The 24,122-nt window shown below is 49.7% G+C and carries 19 protein-coding genes; 14 read left to right on the top strand and 5 right to left on the bottom strand.

The window, feature by feature from the left end:
• A complete protein-coding gene (locus ACJJI8_RS15995; RefSeq protein WP_444932974.1) occupies positions 1–3,072 on the top strand; it encodes a hypothetical protein in 3,072 nt (1,023 codons plus the stop codon).
• A gap of 377 nt (positions 3,073–3,449) precedes the next feature.
• Here the strand turns inward: ACJJI8_RS15995 and ACJJI8_RS16000 are convergent, their stop codons facing one another.
• Both ACJJI8_RS16000 and metH read right to left on the bottom strand, forming a co-directional pair.
• The gene (locus ACJJI8_RS16000) at positions 3,450–3,668 is read right to left on the bottom strand and encodes a DUF2970 domain-containing protein (RefSeq protein ID WP_413665506.1); all 219 of its coding nucleotides are present in this window, start codon (positions 3,666–3,668) and stop codon (positions 3,450–3,452) included.
• Positions 3,669–3,672: 4 nt separating this feature from the next.
• Complete coding sequence (gene metH / locus ACJJI8_RS16005) at positions 3,673–7,368, bottom strand: methionine synthase (RefSeq protein ID WP_444932975.1); 3,696 nt, start codon at positions 7,366–7,368, stop codon at positions 3,673–3,675.
• A gap of 220 nt (positions 7,369–7,588) precedes the next feature.
• Between metH and ACJJI8_RS16010 the strand changes: the two genes are divergently transcribed.
• From ACJJI8_RS16010 to ACJJI8_RS16045, 8 genes are all read left to right on the top strand, one after another.
• Positions 7,589–8,182 carry a TetR/AcrR family transcriptional regulator gene (locus ACJJI8_RS16010; RefSeq protein ID WP_444932976.1) on the top strand — a complete coding sequence of 198 codons (594 nt, stop codon included), beginning with the start codon at positions 7,589–7,591 and terminating at the stop codon, positions 8,180–8,182.
• 119 nt (positions 8,183–8,301) lie between these two features.
• Positions 8,302–9,333, top strand: coding sequence for an NADPH-dependent curcumin/dihydrocurcumin reductase (curA, locus tag ACJJI8_RS16015; protein ID WP_444932977.1), 1,032 nt, complete (start codon positions 8,302–8,304; stop codon positions 9,331–9,333).
• A 33-nt stretch (positions 9,334–9,366) separates the two neighbouring features.
• Complete coding sequence (locus ACJJI8_RS16020; protein WP_444932978.1) at positions 9,367–10,047, top strand: type 1 glutamine amidotransferase domain-containing protein; 681 nt, start codon at positions 9,367–9,369, stop codon at positions 10,045–10,047.
• Positions 10,048–10,155: 108 nt separating this feature from the next.
• The gene (gene nfuA / locus ACJJI8_RS16025; RefSeq protein ID WP_282933143.1) at positions 10,156–10,746 is read left to right on the top strand and encodes a Fe-S biogenesis protein NfuA; all 591 of its coding nucleotides are present in this window, start codon (positions 10,156–10,158) and stop codon (positions 10,744–10,746) included.
• Positions 10,747–11,002: 256 nt separating this feature from the next.
• Positions 11,003–11,875 (top strand): patatin-like phospholipase family protein, encoded by an 873-nt coding sequence (locus ACJJI8_RS16030; protein WP_444897566.1) that lies wholly within the window; start codon positions 11,003–11,005, stop codon positions 11,873–11,875.
• Between the two features lie 316 nt (positions 11,876–12,191).
• On the top strand, positions 12,192–13,061 hold the full coding sequence (locus ACJJI8_RS16035; RefSeq protein ID WP_444932979.1) for a patatin-like phospholipase family protein: 870 nt from the start codon (positions 12,192–12,194) through the stop codon (positions 13,059–13,061).
• 239 nt (positions 13,062–13,300) lie between these two features.
• Entirely contained in the window at positions 13,301–14,176 is an 876-nt protein-coding gene (locus ACJJI8_RS16040; protein ID WP_444932980.1) for a patatin-like phospholipase family protein, read from the top strand.
• Entirely contained in the window at positions 14,160–14,594 is a 435-nt protein-coding gene (locus ACJJI8_RS16045; protein ID WP_444932981.1) for a nuclear transport factor 2 family protein, read from the top strand. Before ACJJI8_RS16040 ends, ACJJI8_RS16045 begins: the two co-directional genes overlap by 17 nt.
• 33 nt (positions 14,595–14,627) lie before the next feature.
• Here ACJJI8_RS16045 and ACJJI8_RS16050 read toward each other — a convergent pair whose 3' ends face one another.
• Complete coding sequence (locus ACJJI8_RS16050; protein ID WP_444932982.1) at positions 14,628–15,623, bottom strand: endo alpha-1,4 polygalactosaminidase; 996 nt, start codon at positions 15,621–15,623, stop codon at positions 14,628–14,630.
• A gap of 202 nt (positions 15,624–15,825) precedes the next feature.
• The gene (hrpB, locus tag ACJJI8_RS16055; RefSeq protein ID WP_444932983.1) at positions 15,826–18,390 is read right to left on the bottom strand and encodes an ATP-dependent helicase HrpB; all 2,565 of its coding nucleotides are present in this window, start codon (positions 18,388–18,390) and stop codon (positions 15,826–15,828) included.
• Between the two features lie 125 nt (positions 18,391–18,515).
• Here hrpB and ACJJI8_RS16060 point away from each other — a divergent pair, with 125 nt between their 5' ends.
• Together ACJJI8_RS16060 and ACJJI8_RS16065 are read left to right on the top strand one after the other, a co-directional pair.
• Entirely contained in the window at positions 18,516–18,980 is a 465-nt protein-coding gene (locus ACJJI8_RS16060; protein WP_444897561.1) for a cupin domain-containing protein, read from the top strand.
• Between the two features lie 200 nt (positions 18,981–19,180).
• Complete coding sequence (locus tag ACJJI8_RS16065) at positions 19,181–20,131, top strand: D-alanine--D-alanine ligase family protein (protein WP_444932984.1); 951 nt, start codon at positions 19,181–19,183, stop codon at positions 20,129–20,131.
• Between the two features lie 153 nt (positions 20,132–20,284).
• Here the strand turns inward: ACJJI8_RS16065 and ACJJI8_RS16070 are convergent, their stop codons facing one another.
• Positions 20,285–21,403: a KamA family radical SAM protein gene (locus ACJJI8_RS16070; protein WP_444932985.1), complete on the bottom strand. Its 1,119-nt coding sequence runs from the start codon at positions 21,401–21,403 to the stop codon at positions 20,285–20,287.
• 996 nt (positions 21,404–22,399) lie between these two features.
• Here ACJJI8_RS16070 and ACJJI8_RS16075 point away from each other — a divergent pair.
• The 3 genes from ACJJI8_RS16075 (at position 22,400) to ACJJI8_RS16085 (ending at position 24,084) form a co-directional block, all read left to right on the top strand.
• Positions 22,400–22,729: a DMT family transporter gene (locus ACJJI8_RS16075; RefSeq protein WP_444913555.1), complete on the top strand. Its 330-nt coding sequence runs from the start codon at positions 22,400–22,402 to the stop codon at positions 22,727–22,729.
• Between the two features lie 315 nt (positions 22,730–23,044).
• Positions 23,045–23,551 carry a DoxX family protein gene (locus ACJJI8_RS16080; RefSeq protein WP_444932986.1) on the top strand — a complete coding sequence of 169 codons (507 nt, stop codon included), beginning with the start codon at positions 23,045–23,047 and terminating at the stop codon, positions 23,549–23,551.
• 95 nt (positions 23,552–23,646) lie between these two features.
• Complete coding sequence (locus tag ACJJI8_RS16085) at positions 23,647–24,084, top strand: cupin domain-containing protein (RefSeq protein WP_444913556.1); 438 nt, start codon at positions 23,647–23,649, stop codon at positions 24,082–24,084.
• Positions 24,085–24,122: the final 38 nt, after the last annotated feature.

A 24,122-nucleotide genomic window follows, 5' to 3' on the forward strand; every position in this document is an offset into this window, starting at 1 on the left:
ATGGAATTGACCGAACTGTGCACCCAGGAGGATCCCGCCTATAAATCGCGGATTAAACTGATTCGTCAGGCGCAGTCTGAGGTGCTGGAGGCATGTCTGGCCTTGCCGGATTGTCGGAGCTGGTTTTTGGAAGCGGCTTTTAAGTTTCGTAAGGACACGAATTTAGAGCGGACTAAGCGCATCATGGGGCATATAAACTGCCCCTTGGAGCTGATTGCGTTAGTAGACGCTATTTACCCGGAGATGGTCGCAGATGTACCGGCAATGCGTGAGGTACAGTTGGCCATGTTGGAGCCTGGCGGCGGGCAGAGGTGGAATTGGTTGCAAAGCCTTACTCGCAAGGCAAGCCTTGAAAGCCTTGTGGAGCACTATCTCTATAAAGGGTACATACGATTTATTAGAACTACAGCAGATGGAGTTGAGCTTAACAGCAGCCAGACTCGAGGAGAGTTACTGTGTCTCACCCCCGGCTTTGTTATTGAGCACTTCCTGCAATACCCAGAAAATGAGGGGTATGTCGCGGCCTATATGGGATTTGATCAACTTGAGCACTATGTAGAGCGCTTAAAACCAAAGAATGCCGCACGTGCTTTGAAGCGGGAGGGAGCCCCTCAGGAATGGTTTGAACGTTTCGCGCTGCATAAGTCTGTGGTGGTGCGAAAAGCTGTAGCTGCTGACATACGCACACCGCAGACGATACTGCGTAAGTTGGCGCTAGATAAGCATGCTGGCGTTAAGGCGACTGCCTTGGACAAGCTGCCCGAGGATGTCCGCAGCAGTATGCTTGGAGAGAGCTTGACGGATACCCAGCAGGCCTCCAAAGCTGGCCCTGGTGATGCAGGCTTTCTCACAGTTTTGCGCCTGGCAGGGGCGGATGACAGTCAATTAGCGACAGTGGCCTCGAAAGCCGATGATCTGCTAGCTTGTGCAGCTTCCTTGCATCCGCAGGCGGGTGAAGCGGTGCTGCAGGCTTTGCGCCAGCGGGCCGATTTGCCTCTGTGGGCGCGGATTGGCCTAGCGATGAAAACGCAGCTGCCGGAAGAGATTGATGGCTTGATTGCTGAGGGCGATTACCATCTGTGGATTGGTCTTAGCGATAACCCGCATCTGAGCCTCGACCAGGCTATGGCATTGATGCAAAAGCTACCGGAAGAACGGGTTCTGGCTAATCTGGTAAATACGTATATCGATCAGCCGGAGGCGATTGACGCCCTGTCCAAATTGGCGGTAGATAAGTCGCCGCTGGCGACGGCCCTTAAGAGCCTACTCAAGGACACGACAAGTGAGAAAAAGTTGTCTAGCATCCACGGTTCACGTAAATGTCGTGCTCGTGTGATGCACCGCTTGGTCGCGCGCCATCAAAATTGTCCAGAGAAATTGTATCGTCGCTATGCCTGCTACTTGTCGGAAGATTTGGCCCAGAATCCAGCTTATAGCTTGGCTGTGCTGGAGTCGGCAAAGCCTATCAAGCCTGAGGCTTTTGATGAGTGGAAGTACGATGACTATTTGGATCGTGGTCATGCGCCGGAGTTTTTATGTGACTGGGTGCTGCGTAATGGAGAGCGAAGCTGTCAGCGCAAAGTAATTGCTTGTTCCGAAGTCAACCCGAATAGTGTCCGTCATCTGGCAGTGCTAGATGATTCCCATGTGCACCGCCGCTTTGTACATTATCGTACGATCAGGTTTAGCGAATACGAATATCGGATGCTGGCACGTATTGGTAGCGCATCGCTTCGCAAGAAGTTGGTGGAGGAAGGTTATGTCTACAATGGCATGCTACAAGAGCTGGCACAGGATAAGGATAAATCCGTTGCTAAGGAGGCTCAGAAGTTAGCGCGGAAACGCGGTGTGCCACTCGCAGCTATAAAACCCGATAGCAAACCGCGCAAAAAAGGACTGGGAAATAAAGCTGCGCGGCTAGAGTTGGCGGAAATAAGCCAGGATTTTGAGATTTTGTCCCTGTTGGCAAAGGATAAATTAAAGGATGTACGCCGTGAGGTGGCACGGCGGAAGGATTTGCCACCAGACCTGATTTTACAGCTTTTGGATGATCCCGAGGAGCAAGTATTGTACTCGGCGCTTTCACAGCTGTGTCGTCGTAATTTTTCTGAGGCCGATCAGTCGCGTCTACAGCAACGATTACTAGCTCTGGTGGCCGATATTCACAAGGGTGAGCAGTTGCGTAGGCGTGCTATGGAAAACCTTCCCGACCCGACCGCAGGAGATGCCTGGTACGGGAGGGAGAATGGGCGCTTCGACAGTGCAATTTTTACGATCACTGCGGACTCTGGGATTATCGACAACCTCCTGTTTCGGCTCGAGCGCGGAGAGAAGGTTTGTGGTTGGAGTAGTGTTTTTAATAACCCTAACCTCTCTCTCGAGCAATGCGATGCCCTGTTATTGAGCTTTAAAAGAAGCGGCACTCCTGAGAGGGAGCTGGCAAGGTTGATTCGTCAACACCCGAATCTCGACCTAGTTGTTGCATTAATCAAGAAGTATCGCAAGTTACTCGATGAGTACCACTTTTGGGAGCGAGAACAGGAATGTTCTCCGGAGCAGGTGTTGGCGCTGAGTACTGACTCAGATATTCCCCTAGGTACGCTAATCTCCGTCTGGTCTGATCAGCTGTGGAAACTGCCCGAACCTGAATATAGGCAATTGTTTGAGCGGGCATTGCAGCAAGGGTTGGGCAGACGTATGTCATTTGACAGTAATATGCCTCCTGTGCGACAGGCATTTATTCTCAAACGATTGCTGGAGGTGAATGATGACGATTTGCTCCAATCTTATTTCTACCGTGTTAAGTTAACAGAAAGGGAGGTAGATAATTTCCTCGAAACGGGTGGTGAGCCCATACGCCACGGGATCGCAGAGGGACAGGATTTGAGCGATACACAGATCCGCCGAATCGAGAATGATGAGTCGAATATTGTCAGGACGGGGCTTTATTACTCTTGTAGGACGTCTCGTTCACGTCTGAGTAGCGATTTTCTTCGAGGCTTTGTCCGTATTGATCGCACTGCAAGGTCAGGGGTTATAGAGGAGTTGCGGCTGCGAGGAGAGGAGCTTTGAGGCAATAGCCACTTAGCAGTTTAGTTTCACTCTAATTTAGGTTTTCGGTCGGCTTCCGGGCCAGCCTTGCAACTGCGGGCTCAATTTGCTCTACTTGAGTGGCCGTTTATGACGGCCCAACTACTTTAAATAACAATAAAGAACGATCGGAGAGATTCGATGAATGATGAAGTAGCTGTAGTTTCTGAAGACGATAATGTAGTGGATGCAATTGCTGCTGTAGCACTGGTCGCAATTTTCGTAGCCACCTGTATTTTTTGGGTGGCCACGCGCTAGCCCGCCGCTGGCCCGGAGTTGTGTAGTCCCGGGCATTAGCGATAGACATTTCGCTCGGCTTATTTGTGTAGCTGCTAGCTGATGGAAAGCACTCTGCGCTTTTAGCCCATATTGCCGAGTACTATTTTCACAATTAGAGCCAATCCGATTACAAATACGGCGGTAAAAACAACGCCGGCAATAACGTACGTCATAATACTGCCACTTTGAAAATCCCTTTCGCGGTTTTTATCACTCTGCACGCCAATCGCGGCGGCCAGGGTACTGACTACCACCTGGCCGAAATTGGGCTTTTTCGCTTTCTTATTATTATCTTCCACAGGCTCACTCCTCGAGGTTGGGACGTAGCCAGCGCTCCAATTCCGGTTCGCTGACCCCTTTTCGTTTAGCCAGGCTTTGCAGCTGATCCCTGCCGATCTTGCCCACATTGAAGTACTTTGCCTGGGGGTGGGCGAAGTACCAACCGCTCACCGCAGCTGCGGGCATCATGGCAAAGTGCTCGGTAAGGCTGACGCCTGCATTTTGCTCCGCTTGTAGCAATTTGAACAGGGTAGCTTTTTCCGAATGATCGGGGCAGGCGGGATAGCCCGGGGCTGGGCGGATGCCCTGGTAGGCTTCCTTGATCAGCTCCTCATTGCTCAGAGTTTCGTCTTCGGCATAGCCCCAATATTCTTTTCGCACCAAACGGTGCAGTGTCTCAGCAAAGGACTCTGCCATACGGTCTGCCAGGGCCTTTACCATAATGGCGTTGTAATCGTCGTGCTTGGCTTCGTAGGTGTCTGCCAACTCGTCTGCGCCGATGCCAGTGGTTACTGCGAAGCCGCCCACATAGTCTATTTGGCCTGACTCCAGCGGCGCGACGAAATCTGCCAGGGAGCGGCACAGGCCATCGCCACCGCGTTTCTGTACCTGCTGGCGCATATGGTGAAGGCGAGCCAGCTCCTCACTGCGGCTTTCATCCTTGTAGACGATGATATCGTCGCCGACGCTATTGGCGGGCCATAGGCCGAATACGGCCCGTGCGCGCAATAGCTTTTTATCGATAATCTCTTTCAACATACGCTGGGCGTTGTCGTAGAGATCGGTAGCGGCTTCTCCCACAATTTCGTCTTCAAGGATTGCCGGGAATTTACCCGCCAAATCCCAGGAAATAAAGAAAGGTGTCCAGTCCATAGTGTCGAGCAGTTTCTCCAGAGGGAAATCGTCGATCACGGTAAGGCCCAGCTTGTTGGGTCGTGCTGGCTGGTAGTTTTTCCAATCAAATTCCGGGGCAGTATCCCGCGCTTCCTCGTAGGTTAAGCGGGTGTCATTGCGCTTGCGGTTGGCGGTGCGGGTGCGTACCTTGTCATACTCTGCCTGGATTTTTTCCACAAAGGCTGGGCGCAGCTCATTGGAAATCAGGCTGCTGGCCACGCCTACGGCGCGGGATGCATCGGCTACATACACCACCTGGTTGCGGTGGAATTGGGGATCAATTTTTACGGCGGTATGGGCTTTGGAGGTAGTGGCTCCGCCGATCAATAATGGGATATCAAACCCCTGGCGCTCCATCTCGGCGGCTACATGAACCATTTCATCCAGGGATGGGGTGATCAGGCCGGACAGGCCGATAATGTCACACTCCTTTTCCTTTGCAGTTTGCAAAATGGTTTCCGCTGGCACCATCACGCCGAGGTCGATTACTTCATAGTTGTTGCAGGCCAGCACCACGCCCACAATATTTTTGCCAATATCGTGCACATCCCCTTTAACAGTGGCCATCAGGATACGGCCGTTGGAGCGGCTGTCTTCGGTTTTTTCCGCTTCAATATAGGGTTGTAGGTAGGCTACCGCCTGTTTCATAACCCGGGCGGATTTCACTACCTGGGGCAAGAACATTTTCCCTTCGCCAAACAGGTCTCCGACGATATTCATACCGTCCATCAGTGGACCCTCGATCACATCCAGTGGGCGTGAGGAACTTGCGCGGGCCTCTTCGGTATCTTCCTCGATATAGTTGTTAATGCCTTTCACAAGGGAGTGTGCCAAGCGCTCCTTCACGGGCAATTGGCGCCAGCTAAGGTCCTCTTTGCGTGTGGCACCGCCGCCATCCCCTTGGTATTTGGGGGCAATTTCCAGCAGGGCTTCAGTGGCATCCGGGCTGCGGTTGAGGATCACATCCTCAACTTTTTCCCGCAGCTCCTCTGGGAGTTCGTCGTAGACCGCCAGCTGCCCGGCGTTCACGATACCCATATTCAGGCCGGCTTTAATAGCGTGAAACAGGAATACTGAATGAATGGCTTCACGTACCGGATTGTTGCCCCGGAAAGAGAAGGAAACATTGGAGACGCCGCCACTGATCTGGGCACCGGGCAGGTTTGCGCGAATCCAGCGGCACGCCTCAATAAAGTCCACCGCGTAATTATTGTGTTCCTCAATACCGGTGGCGACAGCAAAAATATTTGGGTCGAAAATAATATCGGTGGGATCGAAGCCGACTTCATCGACCAGCACATCGTAGCTGCGCTTGCAGATCTCAATTTTGCGCTCGAAAGTATCCGCCTGGCCATCTTCATCAAAAGCCATCACCACCACAGCTGCACCGTAGCGCAGGCACAGTCGAGCCTTTTCGATAAACTCCTCTTTGCCTTCCTTGAGGCTGATGGAGTTCACAATGGGCTTGCCCTGGATGCATTGCAGGCCGGCCTCGATCACCTCCCACTTGGAGGAGTCCACCATAAATGGCACCTTGGCGATATCCGGTTCGGTAGCGGCAAGGTTGAGGAAGCGGCGCATAGCGGCGAGTGCATCCAGCATCGCCTCATCCATATTGAAGTCGATTACCTGCGCCCCATCTTCCACCTGGGCGGCAGCCACTTGCAGGGCGGTGTCGTAGTCCTCTTCAAGTATCAGGCGCTTAAATCGGGCGGAGCCAGTGACGTTGCAACGCTCGCCCACATTGACGAATAAGGCGTTTTCATCGGCGACAAATGGCTCCAGTCCGGACAGGCGCAGAGCAGGTTTTATTTCCGGCTGCTGTCGTGGGGGTATATCGGCCACTGCGTCGGCAATTGCACGAATATGATCGGGGGTGGTGCCACAACAGCCGCCGAGGATATTAATAAATCCGCTGCGGGCAAATTCCGCTACGATTGCGGCGGTCTGCTCAGGGGTTTCGTCGTATTCGCCAAACTCATTGGGCAATCCCGCGTTGGGGTGGGCGGAGACATTAGAGGTACAGGCGCCCGATAAGGCTTCCACATAAGGGCGCAATTCGGTGGCGCCCAGGGCACAGTTGAGCCCCACAGAAATTGGCTTTGCGTGGGCAACGGAATTGTAAAAAGCTTCAGTCGTTTGGCCGGAAAGGGTGCGGCCAGAGGCATCGGTAATGGTGCCGGAAATCATAATTGGCAATTCGAAACCCAGCTCCTCAAAGAGCTGCTGCATGGCATAGATAGCGGCCTTGGCATTGAGGGTGTCGAAAATGGTTTCGATTAAGATCAGGTCGCTGCCGCCTTCGACCAAAGCGCGGCCCGCTTCTACATAGTTTTCTACCAGTTCATCGAAAGTGACATTGCGTGCCCCTGGATCATTGACGTCTGGTGAAATACTGGCGGTGCGGGAAGTGGGGCCGATGACCCCGGCTACCCAGCGCGGGCGCTCTGGGGTAGAGAGTGCATCTGCTGCACGGCGCGCGATCTCTGCGGAGGCCCGGTTGATCTCTACTACCAAGTGTTCCATATCGTAATCAGATTGGGACAGCTGGGTCGCGTTAAAAGTATTGGTTTCGATAATGTCCGCGCCCGCCTCAAGGTACTCCCGATGAATCTTTTCGATTAGCTCCGGGCGGGTCAGGCTGAGCAGGTCGTTATTGCCTTTCAAGTCGCGTGGGAAGTCGGCGAAGCGCTCACCCCGGTAATCGGCCTCTTCCAGCTTCTCCCTCTGGATCATCGTCCCCATAGCGCCATCCAGGATCAGGATACGCTGCGCAAGCGCGGCATTAATTTGCTCGAGACGTTGGTCGCGGGACTGCTGGGACATTTACCAATCCTTATGTTGTCGATCTTTTGCCGATGGTGGGAATGGCGCCAATCTTAGCACAGTCACGCCCACTCACTGGCTGCGACTTACGCCTTTTTGGTTGATCCACCACAATAACAGAGCAGTTTTGATTAAAGTTGAGCAATTTATAGATACTTCACAGCGCCTAATCACTATAAATCCCTAGACGACCGGTCTAGTTTTGCGTAGAGTGCTAGGCATGAAAAGCAGCTATGAAGATACTCGCCAACATTTGTTGGATACCGGTTATACCGTGATGGCCGTAAAAGGTTTCTCCGGTGTGGGTTTGAGTGAAATTCTCAAAACCGCCGGTGTGCCAAAGGGATCCTTTTATCACTACTTTAAGTCCAAGGAGCAATTTGGCGAGGCTCTGCTGGAAGATTATTTTCGCAGCTACCTGGAACAGATGGACGTTGGCTTTTCCTCCCGGGATCAATCTGCCGCCGATAATTTATTGGCCTATTTTGATGCTTGGCAGAAGAGTAGTGGGGAGCGTTACGATGCACACCGCTGCCTGGTGGTTAAGCTTAGCGCTGAGGTGGCAGACCTGTCTGAATCGATGCGGGTTATCCTCAGAGATGGGACTGAGCATATTATTCAGAAGCTCCAGAATTGTATCGAGTTGGCGGGGGAAGACGGTTCTCTGCCGCCTAGTACCCTCAATGCCCGTGCCACCGCAGCTTCCTTGTACCAGCTGTGGCTGGGAGCCAGCCTGTTGGCCAAGTTAAACCGCAACGATACGCCAATGGCAGAGGCGATGCTGGCGACCCAGGAGATACTGGGGAAACACTGAGTTTTTTACTGAGCCCGCGAGGGGAAAACCGTTGCGGGTATTTTTATGGCGCCTTTCTAGACGACCGGTCTAATTTGGTGACTTTGACTTCCGTTTTATGAAGTTATGGAGAATAGAGAATGCAATCGAGCGATATAAACCGCCGCCTGGTATTGGCATCCCGCCCTGAAGGCGCCCCGACGACAGATAACTTCCGCCTGGAGCATGCCCCGGTGGTCAAGCCGGAGGTCGGCGAGGTGCTGTTGCGCACAGTATTCCTATCGCTCGATCCCTATATGAGGGGGCGAATGAGTGATGCGAAGTCCTACGCAGAGCCTGTTTCACTGGGAGAGACCATGGTTGGAGGGACGGTGAGCCGTGTGGTTGAGTCCCGATTGAATGGATTCGAGGAGGGGGATTGGATACTCGGTTATAGCGGCTGGCAGGACTACGCCATTTCTGATGGTACTGGGCTGATTAACTTGGGTAAAAATCCGGATTACCCCTCCTTCTCCCTGGGAGTGCTGGGTATGCCGGGAATCACCGCCTACTTTGGCTTGCTGGAAATTGGGGAGCCAAAAGAAGGGGAGACTCTGGTAGTTGCAGCTGCTACCGGTCCTGTGGGGGCAACAGTTGGACAAATCGGCAAGTTGCAAGGGTGCCGGGTAATCGGTGTTGCTGGAGGTGAGGAAAAGTGTCGCTATGCGGTAGAGGAGTTGGGCTTCGACCTGTGCCTGGATCACCGCGCCGAAGATTTTGTCGATCAATTGGCTGCGGCTTGCCCTGAGGGTATCGACATCTATTTTGAAAGTGTTGGTGGCAAGGTCTTTGATGCGGTGCAACCGCTATTAAATGATTTTGCGCGGATTCCTGTATGTGGGCTTATCTCTCAGTACAACGCAACCTCATTGCCGCAAGGCCCGGATCGCACCAGTTTGCTAATGCGGGATGTACTGACCAAACGCTTGAAAATCCAAGGCTTTATTATTTTCGATTACTACGAACGTTTTCATGAAGCGGTACGTACATTAAGTCAGTGGGTTGCGGAAGGCAGTATTAAGTATCTTGAGGATATGGTCGAAGGGTTGGAAGAAACACCCAATGCATTTATCGGGCTTCTGGAAGGAAAGAACTTCGGCAAGTTAGTTGTGCGCATAGGAAATGATGATTGAAGCAAAGCTGACAAAGTTTATAAGGACAGAAATATGAAAATACTGATGGTTTTGACTTCCCACGATGAACTGGGGAATACCGGCAAGAAAACGGGGTTTTGGCTGGAGGAGTTTGCCGCACCTTACTACATCTTCAAGGGCGCCGGTGCTGAAGTGACCCTAGCCTCTCCAAAAGGCGGGCAGCCGCCTCTCGATCCCAAGAGTGATGAACCGGATTTTCAGACGGAGGCGACTCATCGCTTTCAGGATGACGCCGATGCTCAGCAGGTTCTGGCCAATACCCACAAATTGGCTGATATGAATGAGTCTGATTTTGATGCAGTCTTTTATCCCGGTGGCCATGGTCCCTTGTGGGATCTTGCGGAAGATCCGGTCTCAATTGCACTGATTGAGAACTTTTTTGCCGCAGACAAGCCGATCGGTGCTGTGTGCCATGCTCCGGGCATTTTCCGTCATACACGCCGCCAGGATGGCGCTTACCTGGTGTCGGGAAAAGGTGTGACCGGGTTTGCCAACTCGGAAGAGGCTGCGGTTGAACTGGTGGATGTCGTGCCTTTCCTGGTTGAGGATATGCTCAAGGGAAATGGTGGAAACTACTCCAAAAGTGGTGATTGGGCACCCTACGTAGTGGTAGACGGCAAACTGGTAACTGGTCAAAATCCGGCCTCTTCAGAGGAAACCGCCCAGACTCTTATGGGATTTATCCCCACCTAGGAGAGTGGTGAGGCCGGTCGGTCGAAAGGGTTCCAACTGACCGGTTTCCCTTGAGTCTTTCTGAGAGTAGAATACCCGACAAAGAAGCTTGGTTATTTGAGAGCCTATATGTCTGATTTGAATGTCACTATTACTGAACCCGCTCAGGAATACCTGAAAGAGCTGTTGGCCAAACAGGACTGTGAGGGAATTGCCATTCGCATGTTTGTTTCCAGTCCCGGCACGCCTAACGCCGAGACCTGTATCGCCTACTGCCGCCCGGGAGAGGAGGAAGAAGGTGATGTGATGTTGGAAATGAACGGTCTCAAAGCTTACTTCGAAGGGCGCAGCGTTCCCTATCTGGATGATGCTCGGGTTGATTACTCTTCGGACAAGATGGGCGGGCAGTTGACGATTCGCGCGCCCAACTCCCGTATGCCGAAAATTACTGACGACAGCCCTATCCAGGATCGTATTAACTATGTTTTGTACAACGAGGTTAATCCGGGCCTGGCAGCTCACGGTGGCCAGGTAAGCCTGGTAGAAGTGACCGAGGATATGTTTGCTGTGTTGAAGTTTGGTGGCGGCTGTCAGGGTTGTGGCATGGTTGATATGACCTTAAAGGAAGGCGTGGAAAAGACTCTCAAAGAGAAAATCCCCGAATTAGCAGGCGTGAAAGATATTACTGACCACACCGACAAGTCCCAGGCTTACTACTGAGTTCCTGAGACCATTCTGAGTCGGCCAAGTGGCTCAAAAGAAAAAGGCGAACCTTGTGTTCGCCTTTTTTATTGCAGTGAACCTCTCAGGTTAGATCCCGCGTAAGCCTCCCTACGAACTACTCCCACACTGTATATATTTGAAATATTCCTCGGTGCTTTTGAGGCGCTGGGGCAATGTAAAGTGCCGGTGCAGCGATCCAGTGATTGGTCATGCTAGTGATTGCTTGTGCGCCAACTCCAGGGAAGAACAATCTATGTTTGACCAAGTGGTGTTTGCCGGTGGCGGCGTGCGCTGTACCTGGCAGATCGGCTTTTGGGAGTCGGTTGCAAAGGAAATTGATCTGGCACCTCGGGTGGTCAGTGCAGTATCCGCTGGCTCCCTGGTTGCCAGCCTGGTTCTGATGGACAGGTCACTCGACGGGGTGGATTACTTCGTTTCGGCATTTAAGTCCAATGGGAAAAATATCCATTGGGGCAATATGTTTCGCAAGGACCCAGTATTCCCGCACTATACAATTTATCGGCGAGCATTAAGCGACTTATTTTCTGGAGGCTTTGATCAACTTAGGGAAGCCGCAGACCTACGTATAGGAGTCAGTACTTCGCCGAAATGGCTGCCTGGTCCAATCGCATTAATGATTGGAGCTGCGATTGATTACTCTGATACTTATATTTTCCCGAACCTTCACCCCACTACTGCACTTAAATTGGGCTTCCGCCAATCTTTTTATAAAGTTCGTCACTGTTCAGATCCGTCCCAGTTAGAGAAGTTGGTTATTACTTCATCCTGCACGCCACCTCTGACACCGCGTCTGAAGCAGGGCGGTGCAGAGGTATTGGATGGAGGGGTTGTAGATAGTGTGCCTATTGGTGGGCTGGATACTGGTGAAGGACGGGTGCTTATTTTGCTAACCCGACGTTTCCCGCAGCTGCCGGACCGTTTTACGGTACAAAAATTTAACCAGGAATGGACATATGTTCAGCCCTCTGGACATGTTCCACTTAATGTTTGGGATTTTGCCAGTCCGGAAGAGGTGAAAGATACTTTCCGTATGGGGATTGCAGATGGCCGTGCATTTTTAGCGGCACTGAGTGGCGAAGGGCGGTTAATTGAGAGTCCTCCCTGATGTGACTGGGGATATCTTGAATTACTGATTGGAAGGTTACGATCTTAAAGTTACTCATAGGTTTGCACTGAGTGTTGAGATAAAGACACCTTTAGTCTCAATGCCTAGTTGGTTTGAAAAGTGAAGCCTTTTTTATATCTATTTGTATCAAGGTGGTTGGCAGGTTCGCTGATTGTGATGCGTAATAGTTGGGAGAGAGCCATTAACTGTGATCTCGCTTTAACGCTTGGTGGCGATAGAGACAAAAACTCCTGCCTAAAATTAAAATCAAAAATACCCGTATCTATTTCGATAGCCTTTTTTAGAGGGTGTCGTCATGTTTGATCAAATGGTTTTTGGTGGCGGTGGAAGCCGTTGCACTTGGCAGCTTGGTTTTTTGTTATCCCTAAGTCGCGAATTACCGATCCGGCCGAAAGTTGTTTGTGCTGCATCCGGAGGCAGCATGGTAGCGGCACTCATGCTTACGGATCGCTGCCGTGAGGGTGTTAATTACTTTCACTCTGTTTGCAAAAAAAATGAAAGGAATTTCTACTGGAATAATTCATTCCGCAAAGAACCAATTTTTCCGCACTTTGAGATCTATCGCAAAGGGGTACACGAATTTTTTCACGATAGTCTTGAGCCTCTACGTCAATCTGCCGACCTCAGAATTGCAGTGACTTATCCCCCGGAATGGTTGCCCGTGCCTCTGGCACTGACGCTGGGGCTGGCAATTTTCTATTCTAACAAACACATCTTTCACGACTTGCATCCAAATACAGCGTTACATCTTGGGTTTCGCCAGATGTTTCACCCCGTGAGTAAATGCAAAGATGGGACAGATCTTGAGCAGCTTATTTTGAGTTCCTGCTGTGCCCCCCCCATATCCCCAAGGTTGTCGCTTGATGGTGCAGAGGTGCTGGATGGAGCTCTGGTAGGTAATGCTCCGGTCGCCGGATTGGATGCTACCAAAGGGCGGGTTCTGATTTTGGATACAGGGAGCTTTCCACACCTACCGAACAGTTTCAGTGTGCAAAGGGGGGATCAGGTGTGGACTTATGTTCAGCCTTCCAGTCCGTTGCCCATCGGGATGTGGAATTTTGCTGACCCCAGTGCGATGAGGCACACCTTGAAAATTGGGGTTGCAGACGGTTATGCCTTTCTTGATGCGCTTGTGTCCGGTAAGGAACGCCTGGTGGAAATTTGAGTATTCAGTGAGTTCAGGATCAAGACGATCAGTTGCACAATGCTTGTGATTCGATTAGCTTATGCAATTAGTTGCATATTGTTGTCGTCATCAATATGTCATCATGAAGGCTGAAACTAATTGGTCAAAAGTGTCGGCGGTAACGCAAAGGGCGGCCTGAAACTGCACTTGAGAGGATGTAAAACACAGAATGGACTCAGGAAGTTCCAGCCGGAAGGCTGCTGCAGGGAAGCGCGATCATGTTTGACCAAGTTGTTTTTGCCGGTGGTGGTGGGCGGTGTACCTGGCAGATTGGCTTTTGGGAGTCCATAGCCAACGAAATTAGTCTTTCTCCGAAGGTGGTTACTGCGGTTTCGGCAGGGGGCCTAATGTCGAGCCTGGTGCTGATGGGTAAGACGGAGGAGGCTCGAGAGCATTTCTGGACTGCGTTCGAGACTAATGAAAAAAATGCTTATTGGGGAAACCTTTTTGGTAAAGAACCTGTGTTCCCCCAATATGGAATCTACCGCAATGCGATGTTAGAGCTGTTTCGCGATGGACTGGAGACCCTTCAGCAGGGCGCAGAGTTGCGAATTGCGGTTGTTCACCCACCAAAAGGCCTATCTGGAGGTTTGGCTTTTGGAGTGGGGGCCATGGCCTACTATGCCGATAAGCATTTTTTACGCAGCCTTCACCCCAAGATCGCCCAGCGCTTAGGTTTTAAGCAGCAATTTTATCGAGCCCGGGATTGTTCCAGTATTGAGGAGTTGGTGGACCTGATTTTGTGCTCCTCCTGTACGCCGCCATTCACTCCAAGACTTAAGTTGCGGGGGCGAACAGCGCTCGATGGTGGGGTGGTAGATAACATCCCGGTGGCAGGTTTGGATGATGGAAAGGGAAGGGTGCTGGTGTTGTTGACCCGTCGTTACGATCAGTTCCCAGACATATTTACACAGCGTAAAGGCGATCAGGATTGGACTTATGTCCAGCCCTCGAAACCGCCATTCATCAGTGTTTGGGACTACACAAATCCTGAGCTGGCCCAAAAAACTTACGAGTTGGGGTGTGCTGATGGGAGAGAATTTTTACAAAAACAAGTGAGTGAAGAGGAAATCTCCAATGAACAATTCCAATAAAAAAATAGCGGAATCGATTGCCCTATGGCACGAGATGGTCGCTGCGCGGGATCTGAGTCGCTTACCAGCGATCGTTGCAGAAGATGCTGTTTTCCGTTCACCGGCATTTTTTAAGCCCTACCACAGCTCCGCTGCTGTGTGTCTGATTCTCAATACAGTGATGCAGGTTTTTGAGAGCTTTGAATACGACCGTGAATTTACTACCGAATCGGGACACGATCTGGCTCTTGAATTCGCAGCCTCCATCGGTGATAAGAGCCTGAAGGGATTGGATATTATCCGCTTTAATGATGAAGGCAAGATTATTGAGTTTGAGGTGATGATACGCCCGCTCAACGCCCTGCAAAAATTGGCAGAGGAAATGTCCGGGCGGCTTTCCCAGTATGTGACTCAATATAAGGAAACTCAGCAGGCCTGATGCCTGCTAAGTTAAAGCGTTGGGGCCTTGTGATTACTCATCGTCGGAATCGAAGTATTCAAATGCATCGATTCCATCCATATAGGCCCCATCGAATCCTGCATCAACGATCATATAAATATAAGAATCATCGTTGCCGAAGATAATTTTTTGCCAGCCCTCCTGCCAGTACTTCACGTAGTAATTACCTGGCTCGTCGGATATTTCCCCCAGTAGCCATTCGGGAGGGGTGTTGTACCAATAGGATTTCCAGTAATAGCGATCGTCTTGTGCCTCGCCGACATTGACATAGGCCAGCACTAGGCGGCGCCCACCATTTTCTTTTACCCTGAGCTGCTCAATTTGTTCTTCTGTGTAAGGTTCACCGTCAAAGAAAAAGTCGATTATCAATATGTCGTAATCGGTTTCACTCAGTTTATCGATGAAATCTTGAGGCGTAGAGTAGTTGCTGGTATTGGTGATATTGATAAAGTTTTTGGCTTCCTCAAGGTCATCAATGTCCAGAGAGTTAACATTGAAGGGCTCATCGTGATATAGCGGTACATCGTTCAGGAGTTCGCTATCTGCGGCAAAAGAAATATACCCAGCTTCTTCGTTATTCTCATATGACTCTTGAATATCCCGCTCAATATTGGTGAAGTCCGTGATTAGGATTGTATTCCCTTCATCTTTCGCCAAATCAAGGTATGTTTGCAGGCGCTTGGTTTCTGACTCGCTGGTGGGCTCGTTGACAACACCATTTGCGCCAAAGAAGAGGGCCTCCTGTGCAATGCCGTCTGTGGCATCAAGGTAGGCTTCATCGACGGGGCCAGTGGTAGTGGTTGTCGTAGTAATCAACTCAACCCCATTCTGGGGTACGATGAGAAAGTGACGGTTGATGCCCTTGGCGTAGGCGCTGATATCTTCTACCAGGTAACGCATTTCCTTATCGTACTTGATAGTTGACTGATTCAAATCATCGGGAAGATCATCGAGGCTACAGCCAAATATCAGTAATGGGCTGAGAGCGGCTAAGAGTATTCGGCGCAAAATACATCTCCATTGCTACGAGTTAGAGTTTGTTCTGGTTTTGGGGCGTCGCTGCGGGCCAAAATAATTCAGACTATCTCTATTGGCGCGAGTTCCTATCCCTTGCGGCAGCTTATGCTATCCGGTTGTTGCTGAATGTTAACTTAACCGCCGCCCAGAAAGTAATTTTGCTGCCTCAGGGGCAGTGAATCTAAAAAAAGAACTACCGTCCCATGTCCATTCTCTTCTTCGTTTTAGTAGTAGCCTCAGCCGTCAGGGGATCATCGGGCCAGTAGTGTTTCTGGTATTTGATACGCAACTCCTTCTTTACCTCTTGGTAAGTATTGGCCCAGAAATTCACCAGGTCACGGGTAATTTGAACGGGGCGCCGTGCCGGAGATAGCAAATGAATCATCAATGGATAGCGGTTTTTTAGAATTGTTGGAGTTTGTGCCAATCCAAATAGCTCCTGCAGGCGCACAGCCAAAACAGGTGGGGTTTCTCCGTAGTCGATTCTTATCCGGGAGCCACTGGGAACCAGGTAGTGACTGGGGGCCAAGTCATCGAGTTTTTGTTGCAAGTCCCACTCAAGCTGTCCGCGCAAGATGCTTTGCAAGTCAAGCTGCCCTAGCTGCTCAAGTTTGCTGAACCCCTGCAAATGAGGCAGCAGCCAATCCTCCATGGTCTCCAATAGAGCCTCATCACTCCAGTTTGGTACTCGAGTGTCGCCGAGCAAATCCCCGCACTCTTCATTTTGGCGTAAAAATTCCACTCGAAAACGTAACTGGTTAGCTTCTGTGTTCCAGGGGAGGGAGGAGAGACCTTTCTTTCGTACGGCTTCTAATAATGCGCGACTGAGGGTCTCCGGTGGAATATCTGCTGCAGGCCGCTGGTGTAAAACCAGCGCCCCCAATTGCGTTTGCTGTAGGGCGACAGCGCGGCCGGTAGTCTCGTCCCAGCGAACTGAAATCTCTTCCTTGATCTGGGCGGCGAAATGCGACTTCAAAGCGGGCAGGGAAATCTCTGCTGCCAGCTGGATACTTGCATCTCGGCCCTGGCCATCCAGTTCGGCAATGACCAGGTATTCGCTTAAAGCTAGGGCGTCATCATGGGAGAAATGTGCGCCTCGGCCACTGGAGAGTAGAAACCGGCGGCCGGTATCACTGCGCGATTTCGCAATACGGTCTGGGTAGGCGAGTCCAAGCAGGGCACCAGTTTCATCGGAGTGATCGATACTCTGTGGTGCAGGACTTGAACTTGACTCAAATTTCTTTAATTGAGAGAGCCAGGTTTTAGACTGCTGGCGTACTCTGTGAGCAGTACCGCGATCTACCCGCCGATCGTTGCCTTGGGACTGCAGAGCCTGAATCCGTTTGCTAATGTCCCTATCCCATCGGGCTTCGCCACGAAAAATATCCCGTTCAGATAGTAGCGCTGCCAGCAGGCAGGCCTGTTCCTGCAATCCCCAGCTGACACTGGCAACTAACATATGTGCGAGGCGAGGGTGGGCGCCAAAAGCCAGCATGGTATTCCCGTGAGGGGTAATACGCAGTTTGTCATCCAGTGCCCCCAGTTGCTGCAAGAGCTGTTGGGCCTGGGCCATAGGTCCTGGGGGTGGTGTGTCGAGCCAGTTGAGCTCGCTGACATCGGTAACCCCCCATTTGGCTAATTCAAGTGCCAGGGGAGCCAGATCACTGCGGGTGATTTCCGCTGTATTATTGGTGCTCAATGACCGTTGCCGGCCCTCACTCCAGAGTCGCAGACAGTAGCCGGCGCTGAGGCGCCCGGCACGCCCTGTGCGCTGGTTAGCTGAGGCCTGGGAAATCGAGCTTGTCACCAAACGATTCATGCCACAGTTGGGATTAAAGCGCGATTCACGCATTAATCCTGAGTCGATAACTATTCGGATGCCCTCAATCGTCAGGCTGGTCTCGGCCACATTTGTAGCCAGTACGATTTTTCTCGTGCCTGGTGCCGTTGGTGCTATCGCCTGATCCTGCTGCTCACGGCTCAGATCCCCAAAAAGCGGTGCAATAATAATGCGGCCCTTTTCGGTTTCCTCAGATAGTCGCTCCCCCAATAAGCTCTCAACCTGTTTGATTTCGGCGACACCAGGAAGGAAGGCGAGAACACTACCTTCTTGTTTGCCTAAGGATGCGACAACTTTACTTGCCATCAAAGCCGGGATTTGTCGTTTGTCCTCGGGCTCTTCTCGTTGGTTTAAGTATTCAATATCGACGGGATAGCTGCGTCCTTCACTGGATATGATGGGTGCGTTATTTAGTAGTGAGGAGATGCCGCTGGTATCCAGGGTGGCAGACATCACCAGAATCTTGAGATCCTCGCGAAGATACTCCTGGGACTGAAGACATAAGGCGAGGGAGAGGTCGGCTTGCAGGCTGCGCTCATGAAATTCATCGAATATGACCAGAGCACTGGATGCCAATTCAGGGTCAGCCTGTAAGAGGCGCGTGAGAATTCCCTCGGTTACAACCAGGATGCGAGTCTTCTTGCTTGACTTCCGCTCGCCCCGGACCTGAAATCCAACGGTATTACCAACTTTCTCACCCAGCTGGTTAGCCATGCGCGCCGCTGCCGTTCTAGCGGCCAAACGTCGCGGCTCCAGCATAATAATATTCTTTCCGCTCAACCAAGGCTCATCTATTAATGCCAGTGGTACGGCGGTCGTTTTACCCGCTCCGGGGGGTGCCTGGAGCACGACATTACTATGCCCTCTCAAGGCCTGGAGCAGTTCGGGGAGGATACTGTGAATAGGTAACTCAGACATGGGCGCGATTATAGTGATTTCGCAACATCGGTGATACCAGCACTGTCCGGTAAGCTGGCTAGCTGCTGGCTGAACTATATTCTCCCGTAACTAGATGGTTGCTTCCCAGGAGAAAGGAGAGTGCGATGAGTGTGAATGTCCGGCGAGTTGTTACAGGGCACGACCCAGAGGGAAAGCCAGTAGTGCTCATAGATGATCAGGGTTTGCATACCAGTAGTTGGCGGCCTCATATGGTTCAGCAGCAGTTATGGACTACTCAGGACTTGCCCGTAGAGCTTTGTGAAGATGGTAGAGACAACGGCGGGAGAAAATTTGATGGAACTACGATTCCGGGAGGCTCGGTTTTTAAGGTCGTAGAATTTGGGCCGGGAGTTACGCCACGATCTCACCAAACTGACAGCATTGATTATGCGGTAGTGATGTCTGGGAATATCGAGATGGAAATGGGAGATGAGGTTGTTGTGAAGCTGTCTGCGGGAGATGCACTTGTCCAGCGGGGGACAGTTCATAATTGGGTCAATCGAGGTGAAGAACCTTGCGTGATAGCTTTTGTGCTAATTAGCTCTACGGGCAATACGGCATTTGGTTAGTTGTCTTTATTAATGGTTACTTGCAAGTACTTTCGACTTCAACCCTATCCAAAACTCAGTACTAATGAAGGTTATTAACTTCTTTTTTACGTTCACTTTTCCGGGTAGGGGCTGGGGGGCGTTAAAGTGAAAATCAGTTGCGTAGCTAATATTCCAGTCCGGCATTCGATAGATTGTGTAGTGGCAGCGGAGCATGATTGATGCGTATCGGTATAGTCTACGACCTTCGTGATGATTATCTCGGGATGGGGTTTAGTGAAGAGGATGTCGCTGAACTTGATCACCTGGAGACGATAGATGCGATTCACAATGCGCTTACCAGCGCTGGCCACCATATCGAACGGGTCGGCAATATTCACAGGTTGGCGCAGCAACTGGTTGAAGGTAACACCTGGGATCTAGTCTTCAATGTTGCTGAGGGCATATACGGAACCGGGCGCGAAGCACAGGTTCCCGCTTTGTTGGACGCCTGGAAGATACCGTACACATTTTCTGATCCATTTGCCAACACAGTGACCCTTAATAAGGAAATGACCAAACGCATATTGCGGGATATGGGTATACCAACGGCACAGTTTGCAGTTGTTCGAAGCGTTACAGATGTCAATCGAGTGGAGCTTGAATACCCTTTGATGACAAAGCCGCTCAGGGAGGGAACCAGTAAGGGGATATCGCCTGAATCTAAAGTTATCGACAAGGCAGCTTTGAAAAACCGCTGTGAATACCTTTTGAGTCGGTTTAATCAGCCAGTACTGGTTGAAACATTCCTACCTGGCCTAGAGTTTACTGTGGGCTTTTTGGGGACGGGTGCAACTGCCGAGTGCATTGGGGTGATGGAAAAGTTATTGGGCGATGAACCTGTGTATTACAAGTATGATGGAGCTTTCCCCGGCCGGCTGGTTGACGATGATCAGGCGCTAAAGGTCCGAGCAATTGCCCAGAAGACTTGGGAAGTACTTGAGTGTCGTGATGGTGGTCGAGTTGATATTCGCTTTGATGCACAGGGGGCCCCCATGGTTATGGAGGTCAATGTCTTACCGGGTTTGCGGCCTGAAGTTTCTGAACTGCCCGTGATGTGTGAATTGGCGGGTATTCAGTATGGGGCCATGATCAACCGCATTGTGGAATCAGCTATAAGCGGTTATCTATAGATATCCTGGGTTCCGAAAAATTTTGCGATATATTTCGGTGCATACTACCGTTGCCAAACACTTGGTGTTTTGGATATCTCAGGAACATCCAAAAAGGCATCAGCGCAATAAATTTATGATTTTTGATGACCCTCTCTGGTAGTTAGCACTTTGTTACTCCAGATAAATACCCGTGTGCCCTCTGAAATTTCGAATGTGCCATTCGCCTTCGATATCACCTTGTTTTACATATTCGTAGGGCATGACCGGGTTTTTGCCCAGCTCGGTAGTAAGTACATATTGAGGGACCGCAAAACCCGTGATGTGCCCCTGCAATGATTCATAAATCGCCTGTCCTTCCTTCAGGCTTGTCATAAAGTGAGAGACACCGACCACATTATCACAGTGATAGAGGTAATAGGGCCTGACTCGTATTTTTACCAGAGCGAGCATCAATTGGCGCATAACATCCGGTGAATTGTTCACGCCTTTTAAAAGCACTGTTTGATTTCCTACCGGAATGCCTGCTCTCAGCAAGCGGTCGCATGCAGCGGCGGCTTCTTCTGTGACTTCTTTGGGGTGATTAAAGTGTGTGTTCAGCCACACCGGATGAAATGATGCGAGCATTTCGCACAATTCGTCGGTGATACGTTGGGGGGCCAGTACGGGAAAGCGTGAGCCAATACGAATAATTTCCACATGATTTATTGCCCTCAGCTTCTCCAATAGTCTGGCCAAGCGGTCGTTGGAATACATCAGTGGGTCGCCACCGGTGAGTAATACATCGCGAATCTGTGGATGTGATTCTATGTAAGCAATATCCTCATCCCAGCTGGTTGCTTCGCCTTGTTCAAAATAACTTTCCGGGCCCACCGTTGTGGTGTGAAATTTCCTTGTGCAATGACGGCAATAAACAGGGCAAACAGACGTTACCAGAAAGATGACGCGATCTGGGTACTTATGTACGACGCGGTTGGTTTTACGAAAGTACTGATCACCTACAGGGTCAACGTCTGCACTGTCGGGTACGATGGTTTCCTCTAGTGAGGGAACTGCCTGCAATCTAATTGGACAATTAGGGTCCTCAGGGTCCATTAAAGAGGCGTAGTAGGGTGTAATACTCCACCGATAGATTCCTTTGAGCTTTTGGATAGCGTCAGATTCAGAAGTAGAAACATTGATCCATTGCTTCAGGCCATCTAATGTGCTGATGCGATTGCGCATCTGCCAGCGCCAATCAGACCAGGCCTCGTCAGAGTTTCCCGTTACGGAACGGACTATAATGTTGCGCATAAGTATCGCCGCTTTGTTGTGCATTCATTTGTTGCTGATGGTCTGCCTCGATATCCGAGATTGCCTGTAAGGGGCTTGAACATGGATTGCCTGTGAAGCAATCATTATGTGTAATGAAATCTGTGGAAGGATTTGATCTTCGTAATGCCTCAAATCTCTGTAGGACTTTCTGCGATATTTTGAGCAGCCAACTTCTGAGCAACCAATTCCAGTGCATTTTGAGACCATACTACTTAGTTTCTTCAATACCCTTGTGAAGTAGGGGGGTGTATTTTATCTACCGCCCTTCTAATAAAAATAGAAGATACGATTTTCAGCTGGTAGGTGCTAAGAATACTGCTCTGTCGATAGCTTGGTAGAAAAGTGTTTTGCGATCTAAACGCTAAATCGAGAAATTTGTAATTATCGTGATTGTATGCCTGTAGTAACACAGGTCTAAAAAGGGGTACGTCATTGGCGATATAGGGTGTAACCACAAAAATTATACCAAGTATCGGTTTCACGATATTTCAATCCTATATCCCAAATATCGTTTAGTTGTTGCTCGATGCAACTTGCCTGCTACGTGAGGTAGATGTTATTTGGTCCGCACTCCTCTGTTTAATAAATATTTGCACACATTGAGTATTTTTCAACAAGTCAGTAATCGCAGGTATGGGGCCAATATGAGTGTAAAATTAGTCACGATTTTTTCTGGAGGAGTATAAGAAACAGCTGTAATACTACAATTAGATCTATTGGTATCGATAGGCTAGGTAGTTGTCGGGGCTGAAATCTAGCTCTTCTTTTATTGCTGATTTGTCAATGGGAAGACATGAGTTATCTTGAGTAGCCAGAGGGCTGACTGTTGACTGTAAAGTCCAGCATTGTATTTCGTACAGCCGCATAGTAAATAGCAGAATCCCCGCTATTTTCCAATAGCGCTATTCGTCATAAATTTGATAGTATCTAGCTGATCAAGTGATTTGACTACAATAAATTCTAATGGAGTAGAACTTGACCTATTTGTTTTTATTTTTTGCAATCATTACCGAAGTTACAGCTACCCTACTACTTAAGGCCTCCAACGGTTGGGAAAAGTGGTGGCTGGGAATGGCCTCTATCTTTTTTTATTCTCTGGCGAGCCTATTTCTTGCGTTTGTACTAAAAAATATGAATGTGGGAATGACTTATGCCATCTGGTCAGGCGTCGGTATTGCTCTTGTTTGTGCAGCTTCTGTGGTTATTTGGCAGCAGAAGTTTGACGTATACGCTGTGAGTGGTATTACTTTGATATTTATGGGTACGGCTCTAATTACTATAAAATCCACTGTGTTTGAGCAGTAGCTTTTTCCTGAAGCTTTTATAGGGCGGCTTTGCTCAGAGAAAGGCTGGTGAATTTGGTTTTACGGTGTAAGTGCATCGATGAACTGCTGGCCTCCTCTAGAGAATAGGTTTGAGGCACTCTTTGAAGGGTGTCTCTTGTCATTTAGGTAAACCTGGCTTACCGCAATAATAAATACGGCGTTGCGAATTAGGCAATTTTTGCGGCTCAACAGGGTGGGCTTGGCCTATTATTATAGATAACTGTAAACCCTTATATGATATCTCTTAAAAGGGAAGGTATGCCTGTGGTTGAGTTGTGTGTTAAGGAAGTGTTATATGAAGCAGAGCACGCACGAAAGCTATGAGACTGCAGCTGATTTACAGTTGGCCTTGATTCGAATTTATATCGGGCTCAATTTTACCCATCACTTTGCTGAGAAGTTTGGTCTGCTGGGCGCAGACGCTTACAATTTTGTTGTTCATTATTTTGAGGGGATTGGATACTCATCCTCTATGGTGATTATCTCTGGTATTTGTGCGTTCTCTGCATTTGTTGGATTTACTTTCGGTTTGTTTACGCGGTTTGCCGCTGTTGGGACTGCTCTTTATTTGATGATTGCATTATTTGAAGGGCGGCATTATCTCGCAGGTTTTTCATGGGCAAGTCATGTCAGTGGTATAGATATTAGTGGAAATATACAAACCGTTTATGGTGGGTGGGAATACCCTCTTTTTTGGGCTTTTATTTGCTTGTCTTTTGTGTTAACTGGTGGCAAAAAGTGGTCTGTAGATCAATATTTGAGGAAGACAAATTCTTCGGTGTTACAGTTTCTAAGTAGGTGATCTGGATTGTCTGAAACTAGGGGTAACCTATGGATAATTAGTGATTTATCGATGAGGCAATTTTTAGCTTTTGCTGATGAGGTGAGATACTTGTAGTGCAAGAAGAAATCGTTCGCCAAGATTTTTATCATCTTTGGTATGATAAAAGAGGAAGGTCAAGAACCACTGTAGGACATTTTTCAGATTTTGAATTGATTCAATACTCCAATCCTGTGCCCGAATATCACTATCGTGATTTGCCTAAAGTTATTCGAAGTGAGTTTGCAATTTTGCCTCCTTGGTGGAAAAGCGATTTTCACTCTACTCCGAACCCTCAATGGGTTATTACATTATCTGGCTGTTGGCGTACGACAACTCGGGACGGTGTTGAGGTGACATATAGGCCTGGAGATGTTCATTTTGGGGGAGATACGCCTGTTAATGGTATAGCTATTGACCAGCAGGGGCATTGTACGATTAATCCCTCCAAAACAGATCCCGCGAAATTACTTATATTAACTGTCGACTCTTTGCTTCCTGCTCCTGAAGAGTGAGTATCTGATAGTTTGCCTAATAGACTCCGGATCATATT

The organism is Microbulbifer maximicatervae (SeqCode), assembly GCF_052467695.1.

Coding starts and splice junctions, on each gene's coding strand:
- nfuA (WP_282933143.1), top strand. CDS start 10,156: ATGTCTGATTTGAATGTCACTATTACTGAACCCGCTCAGGAATACCTG.
- curA (WP_444932977.1), top strand. CDS start 8,302: ATGCAATCGAGCGATATAAACCGCCGCCTGGTATTGGCATCCCGCCCT.
- ACJJI8_RS16040 (WP_444932980.1), top strand. CDS start 13,301: ATGTTTGACCAAGTTGTTTTTGCCGGTGGTGGTGGGCGGTGTACCTGG.
- hrpB (WP_444932983.1), bottom strand. CDS start 18,390: ATGTCTGAGTTACCTATTCACAGTATCCTCCCCGAACTGCTCCAGGCC.
- ACJJI8_RS16070 (WP_444932985.1), bottom strand. CDS start 21,403: ATGCGCAACATTATAGTCCGTTCCGTAACGGGAAACTCTGACGAGGCC.
- metH (WP_444932975.1), bottom strand. CDS start 7,368: ATGTCCCAGCAGTCCCGCGACCAACGTCTCGAGCAAATTAATGCCGCG.
- ACJJI8_RS16010 (WP_444932976.1), top strand. CDS start 7,589: ATGAAAAGCAGCTATGAAGATACTCGCCAACATTTGTTGGATACCGGT.
- ACJJI8_RS16035 (WP_444932979.1), top strand. CDS start 12,192: ATGTTTGATCAAATGGTTTTTGGTGGCGGTGGAAGCCGTTGCACTTGG.
- ACJJI8_RS16060 (WP_444897561.1), top strand. CDS start 18,516: ATGAGTGTGAATGTCCGGCGAGTTGTTACAGGGCACGACCCAGAGGGA.
- ACJJI8_RS15995 (WP_444932974.1), top strand. CDS start 1: ATGGAATTGACCGAACTGTGCACCCAGGAGGATCCCGCCTATAAATCG.
- ACJJI8_RS16030 (WP_444897566.1), top strand. CDS start 11,003: ATGTTTGACCAAGTGGTGTTTGCCGGTGGCGGCGTGCGCTGTACCTGG.
- ACJJI8_RS16080 (WP_444932986.1), top strand. CDS start 23,045: ATGAAGCAGAGCACGCACGAAAGCTATGAGACTGCAGCTGATTTACAG.
- ACJJI8_RS16045 (WP_444932981.1), top strand. CDS start 14,160: ATGAACAATTCCAATAAAAAAATAGCGGAATCGATTGCCCTATGGCAC.
- ACJJI8_RS16065 (WP_444932984.1), top strand. CDS start 19,181: ATGCGTATCGGTATAGTCTACGACCTTCGTGATGATTATCTCGGGATG.
- ACJJI8_RS16020 (WP_444932978.1), top strand. CDS start 9,367: ATGAAAATACTGATGGTTTTGACTTCCCACGATGAACTGGGGAATACC.